The sequence below is a fragment of the Bacillota bacterium genome (assembly GCA_024655925.1).
In the GTDB taxonomy this organism is placed as follows: Bacteria; Bacillota; DTU025; order DTU025; family JANLFS01; genus JANLFS01.
Genome location: JANLFS010000008.1, coordinates 37780 through 43345 on the forward strand (window position 1 = coordinate 37780; position 5566 = coordinate 43345).

Annotated in this window: 6 protein-coding genes; 2 read left to right on the forward strand and 4 right to left on the reverse strand. The window is 60.7% G+C overall.

What is annotated here, in order from left to right; all coding sequences use genetic code 11:
- The 4 genes from NUW23_02170 to NUW23_02185 all read right to left on the reverse strand — a co-directional run.
- A partial coding sequence (locus NUW23_02170) for a glutamine amidotransferase (protein ID MCR4424984.1) occupies positions 1 to 672 on the reverse strand: 672 nt, incomplete at its 3' end.
- Positions 673 to 688: 16 nt separating this feature from the next.
- Positions 689 to 2173, reverse strand: coding sequence for a Mur ligase family protein (locus NUW23_02175; protein ID MCR4424985.1), 1485 nt, complete (start codon positions 2171 to 2173; stop codon positions 689 to 691).
- Between the two features lie 115 nt (positions 2174 to 2288).
- Complete coding sequence (locus tag NUW23_02180) at positions 2289 to 3473, reverse strand: ABC transporter permease (GenBank protein ID MCR4424986.1); 1185 nt, start codon at positions 3471 to 3473, stop codon at positions 2289 to 2291.
- A complete protein-coding gene (locus NUW23_02185) occupies positions 3466 to 4239 on the reverse strand; it encodes an ATP-binding cassette domain-containing protein (protein MCR4424987.1) in 774 nt (257 codons plus the stop codon). The genes NUW23_02180 and NUW23_02185 overlap by 8 nt, the downstream gene beginning before the upstream one ends.
- A gap of 227 nt (positions 4240 to 4466) precedes the next feature.
- Here NUW23_02185 and NUW23_02190 point away from each other — a divergent pair, with 227 nt between their 5' ends.
- Together NUW23_02190 and NUW23_02195 are read left to right on the forward strand one after the other, a co-directional pair.
- The gene (locus NUW23_02190) at positions 4467 to 5180 is read left to right on the forward strand and encodes an AzlC family ABC transporter permease (protein MCR4424988.1); all 714 of its coding nucleotides are present in this window, start codon (positions 4467 to 4469) and stop codon (positions 5178 to 5180) included.
- The gene (locus tag NUW23_02195; protein MCR4424989.1) at positions 5177 to 5485 is read left to right on the forward strand and encodes an AzlD domain-containing protein; all 309 of its coding nucleotides are present in this window, start codon (positions 5177 to 5179) and stop codon (positions 5483 to 5485) included. Before NUW23_02190 ends, NUW23_02195 begins: the two co-directional genes overlap by 4 nt.
- The last annotated feature ends 81 nt before the right edge of the window (positions 5486 to 5566 follow it).

A 5566-nucleotide genomic window follows, 5' to 3' on the forward strand; every position in this document is an offset into this window, starting at 1 on the left:
GCCGTACCGGCGCCGCAGGGCGGTATGGACAAGATCATCGCACAGCTTGGGGTTTTTCGGGAGCAACGGGCCGTGAAGGTACGTTCCGATCGCGTTCGAATGGACCGCGCCCTCGAATCCGTCCTTCCCGTTGTTCCCCCGGCCCAGCAATACCCGGCCGAGCGGCCTGATACCTTCACCAAGGTAGGTGCGACCTGAATGATTCTCGAACCCGACCACGGTGAACACCTCCGTTCCACTCAGGCCGGAGGTCTCGATGACCACATTGCCAATGAACCTTCCCTCGCCCGCTTCCGTCCACGCATCGAAGACCCCAAGCCCCGGAAGCTGCTGGCCATCCTGGGTGCGGTAGTACTTTCCAAGCAGCTGGTATCCACCGCAGACCGCGAGGACCACCACTCCGTCGCGGATGGCGTTTCGCAAGGATTCGCCCTTGCATTCCAGCAGGTCCCTGGCGATCAGCTTCTGTTGCCTGTCCTGCCCACCGCCGATGAAGATCACGTCGTAAGAGGCGAGGTCCGGGGCCGCACCAAGAGAGACGCATTCGATGCTGGCCTCGATTCCGCGCCAGGCACACCTCCGCTGGATCGTGAGCATGTCCCCGCGGTCGCCGTAAGTGTTCATGAGATCGGGATAGAGGTGGCAGACTCGGAGTTGCAGGGGGATCACCACCAATACGTGGAAGATGTCAACTGCGCCAGAATTGCCTTATATGGGCGCGCTTTCTGATCTCTTCGCGCACACCCAACATTGCGGTGTAGGTCGGAAGGATTCCCAGAGTCTCGCCGGGGGTCGTGTTGGCGAGCGCGGCGTCCAGCGCCCGGCCGAGATTAGGCTCGACCTGCATCACAGATGGGTCGAGGCCCGCGTACTTCAGCCTCAACGCGGCGTCCCATGCACGTACCCCCGAACACACCGCGAGACGGAATGGAGTCGGCCGCTCCACCATCGGGCTGAGATCAGCATCCCAAATCCACGAGATGTCGCGACCGTCCGCGTAGTTGTCGTTCAAGCAGAACATGATGACCGCGATGGATGGATCACCCGCCACGGATTTCGCCACTTCAGACAGGCCAACCGGGTTCTTGACCAGCACGAGAGACAGCCTCTTGTCGCCGATGTCCACTGTCTCTGCCCTTCCGAATGCGGATCCCGCGGAATTGATCCCAGAGGCGGCGGCCTTGGGGCAGGTACCGAAGACCAAGCAGCACGCCGCAGCTGCAAGGCCGTTGTAGGCGTTGTACAGCCCTGGCAGGCGCAAAGAGATAGGGATCTGGTCTTCTGCGCCCCAGTGCACGCTGAACCGGTAGCCCGCGCCGGGGACCTGTTCGATGTGGCGCGCGGTGAAGTCCAAAGCCGGTCTGGACCGCCCGCATCTCGGGCATGAGTACACGCCGAGATGGCCGATGGTGGTGGCTTCGTATATGAAGTACTCTCCGCAGGCAAGACAGTTGACCACGTCGCGAGGGCTCAAGTCCGCCTCGCCCGCCTCTCGTGCGCGGGTGGCGGGTTCCGGCACGGGGCCGGCATCCAGCCCGTAGTACCGGACGATACACCGGGCGGTCCGACCCAGGTCAGCAACGAGTGGGTCGTCAGCGTTCAGCAGAAGGGTGGCGCTCTCAGGCATGCGGTCAGTAGCCTGTCTAATCAGTTCGAGGGTGGCGTCGACCTCTCCATACCGGTCGAGCTGGTCACGGAAGCAATTGGTGACCACCACGACCGAAGGGTTGATGTCGGGGATCACCCGCCTCATGCTAGCCTCGTCTACCTCAAACACGATCACATCCGCTTGTATCCTGCCCGTTAAGGTGGATGAGGCAATCAAGGCAGATACAAGCCCACTCTTGAGATTCGCCCCTGTCGTGTTGCCCAGGATACGAAGTCCAGACGCGGACAGTGCCCCGGCAATGAGCTTGCAGGTAGTAGTCTTTCCGTTGGAGCCGGTGACCAGGATCACGCGCGCCCCAGAGCCTCCGACGATCTTCTGGAGGATGTTAGGGTCCAATCTGAGACCAACGAGCCCCGGCAGAGAAGACCCACCTCCAAGCCGCGTGATCCTCAGGCCGAGCTGGATCGCTTTGCCCACAAGTACTGCGAACCAAGTCCTGAGATTCGGGCGCGGGTGCTGGGGGCTTGGCGGGCATGCTAGTTGCGTCTGCGACCTGCCGGGCATCCTGCCACCTTCCTGCGGAATCGATCTGGTTCGACATAGTTCTACATCGAGCCCGCAGTCTCCTTGCCTCCAATCACCCGACGCCTGCCGGGCAACTCGTCTAAGGTTTCCAGGATCAGGACCCGTAGAGCAGTCTCTCCCTGTTGAAGAGGCGAAGTGCCACGCGGAGCAGGATCAAGGCCCCCGCCATACTTCCGGCGGCACTCACCAGAATGGCGCCGGCCTGAAGGGATCCGGTCTGTACTATCCGGCCCAGGGCCGCAAATGACCCATACAGGGGGATGAGGTAAGCCACAGGGCTTGTTGCCGGGACGAACGCAGCGACGAACGCAGGTACGATCGCTCCGAGAACCACAGGAGTCGCTGCGGACTGGGCGTCTTTGAACGCTCGCGCCCTGACGCTCACTATCATCAAGACTACGTCGAGGAAGACTGCAAGTGGCAACCCTATCAGTATGGCACCGAGGATGACCTGCCCGGGAAGAACCGCTCCTCTGGTCACGGACTCGGGCAGAAGGTTGCTGACAACCCAGAATGCCAGGAAAGTCAGGAGAAGCGGAGCAATGGAGATGGTGAATACCGCGAGCAGTTTCCCTACTACAACGGAGAAGTCCGACGCCGGTGTCACCAGCAAAGCCTCCAGGGTACCTCTCTCCCGCTCCCCAGCAGTGACATCGATGGCCACAAACAACCCTCCCTGGGCCACGATGAGCGCGAGAAGAAGGGGAAGGCTGAACCCGGCGAACAACCCGCCCAGCTGTGCTGGGGATGCCAGATCCTGCCGACTCAAGGAGACCGGGGTCAGAAGCGCGGGATCGAGGTCGCGGGATGCCACCCGCGCCGCGGACACAACTTGGTTGTACTGGCTTATCGCCAGATCAAGCCGCTGCCCGGAGAAGGTCCCCCCGAAGATTCCCCCGGCAGTCTGGTTGGTGAGAAGAGTCAAAGCCGCCGGGCGTTCGGCCGCGACATCTTCGGCAAATCCAGGGGGAATTACCAGACCGGCGGACTCCTCCGCGCGGGATATAGCGTCCTCGAGGTCTCCTTCATACTCCTTGAGCGTGACGCCGAAATGTCCGAATACCTCCACGAGCGTGGGATCGGCGTGTGCGACCCCTCGGGCAGGAATGATCAGAGGGGCCTCGGTGCGCGCAGTGATGGCGCTGTTCAGAATGGGCATGAAGGTCGCGTAGAAGATCCCTATCAGAAGAGGTATCAGGAGCGCTTGAATCAGGGCTTTCCTGTCCCTGATACTGTCTGTGACTTCCTTGCGCCAGATGTTGGTTATGTCGTTAAGCATGGTCGCCCTCCTCGATTGTCTGGGCGTACTCGCTGGTGTGAAGGCCTTCGCGACCGCCCGCCAAAGCGACGAAGGCATCCTCCAGGTTATCCTCTCCCGTCCTTGCCCTGAGCTCGGCTGGAGAGCCGAAAGCCACCATTTTGCCTCTCACGATTATTGCGACGTAGTCGCAGAGCCTTTCAGCCTCGTCCATGTAATGGGTAGTGAACAGGATGCAGTGGCCGCGGTCTCTGAGATCCCGTATGGTCTGCCTGGTCTCGCGGACGGCCATCACATCCAGACCGTTGGTGGGCTCGTCCATTATGATGGTGCGAGGGTTGTGCACGAGTGCGCGACCGATCACGATTTTCTGTCTTTGGCCCCTACTGAACCCATGTGCCCGCCTATCCGCAAACTCACCCATGCCGAGCAAGTCGATGACACCCTGTACCCGCTCCTCGAGGTCCCTCCCGACTATCCCGTAGAACCGCCCGTAGTACCGGAAGTGCTCCCGGGCAGTAAGCCTTGGGTAGACTCCGGTCATGTCAGACTGGACGCCCAGAGCCTTGCGGACTTGAGACGGCTCCTGGGTGACATCGTACCCATCCACGACCGCAGTGCCACGCATCGGCCTGATGAGCCCGGCGATCATCCGCAGAGTCGTGGTCTTGCCCGCTCCGTTGGGCCCCAGAAGTCCAGTTATCTTGCCGTCCGGGCAAGTAAAACTGACTCCATCCACTGCCCGGACGTCTCCGTAGTGCTTGGTCAGATCCCTGACGTCGATCATGAGGACGCCTCCCAATATGTGATGGCATGCAGGGCCGTGGGCCGAATCTTCGGGCATGCCACGCCTGCGTACACAATTCTACCAAATCCATCCGGACAATACATGCTAGGAATTCCTGGGACGGCCCAGGAATCCGCGGGGGTTGAGCGAATTACACTGCCTATACACTGTCTTCGCTGCTGCATGATTACAAGCGCCTGCTATCAGCGAAATGGGAGAAGGGGCAAGTGAGTAACGATCAACGATCATCATTGACTATGGCAGACGGCCTCAGTGTAGGACTGCCCGTCTGCATTGGCTACATTCCGGCGGCCATGGCATTTGGCTCACTGGCCAAGGTGGAAGGCTTCTCTCTGACAGACGGATTCTTGTTTTCTTCTGTGGTCTTTGCTGGCGCCAGCCAGTTCATGGCTTTGCATCTGCTCCGTCTGGGCGTGGGGTTCGGCCAGATTGTCTTGGCCACCTTTCTTCTCAACTTCCGTCATTTCTTCATGAGCGCATCCTTGAGCACTCGGCTGCACAAGGACTCCGGCAGATGGCTGCCGTTGGTGGCTTTCGGAGTCACGGACGAGACTTTCTCCGTCGCGGCTACGCGCCGGGAAGACCTCACCGTACCGTTTCTCTTGGCCCTGGAGGGCTTGGCCTATAGTGCATGGGTAGCAGGTACTGTGCTCGGGTACCTTGTAGCCTCCAAGCTGCCGCAAAGCGTCCAGGCCAGCATGCAGGTGGCCTTGTATGCCATGTTCATATCCATCCTGGCGCCCGAGGCCAGGGCTTCGTGGAAGGTTGTGGCACTGGCCGCGGGAGCAGGGATAATCAACGCCTTACTGACAAGCCTGGGACTGATGGCTTCCGGATGGACCCTTATCGTTGCCGTGATAGTATCCGCTGCGCTCGGGACTCTGGTGTTTGAAGACACAAGAGAGGATGTGAGAGCATGAGGATCTGGTTGCTCGTCATCAGCATGGCTGCCGTCACCTATCTTCCCCGCCTCGTTCCCCTGGTCGCGTTGTCCGGGCAGCGCATGCCGAAGCCGCTTCGCCGCTTCCTGCTCAACATCCCCTATGCAGCCCTAGGAGCGTTGCTGATCCCCGGGGCGCTACGGGCCACTCCCGAGTTGCCAGTGGCAGGTTGGACCGGTATGGGGGTCGCCCTCCTCCTTGCCTGGCACAAGGGAGGCCTGGTAGTGCCGGTGTTGTCCTCGGTGATGGTCGCCTTCCTGATACTGTGGGGCTGGGGGCTTTGACCATTAGACCCCGCCGTAAGCCCCTGGGTTTCAGTCCGAGGGGATAAGGCGGTTTGCTCGATTTCGGTTTGGGGTTGTCGA

Coding starts and splice junctions, on each gene's coding strand:
- NUW23_02175 (MCR4424985.1), bottom strand. CDS start 2,173: ATGCCCGGCAGGTCGCAGACGCAACTAGCATGCCCGCCAAGCCCCCAG.
- NUW23_02180 (MCR4424986.1), bottom strand. CDS start 3,473: ATGCTTAACGACATAACCAACATCTGGCGCAAGGAAGTCACAGACAGT.
- NUW23_02185 (MCR4424987.1), bottom strand. CDS start 4,239: ATGATCGACGTCAGGGATCTGACCAAGCACTACGGAGACGTCCGGGCA.
- NUW23_02195 (MCR4424989.1), top strand. CDS start 5,177: ATGAGGATCTGGTTGCTCGTCATCAGCATGGCTGCCGTCACCTATCTT.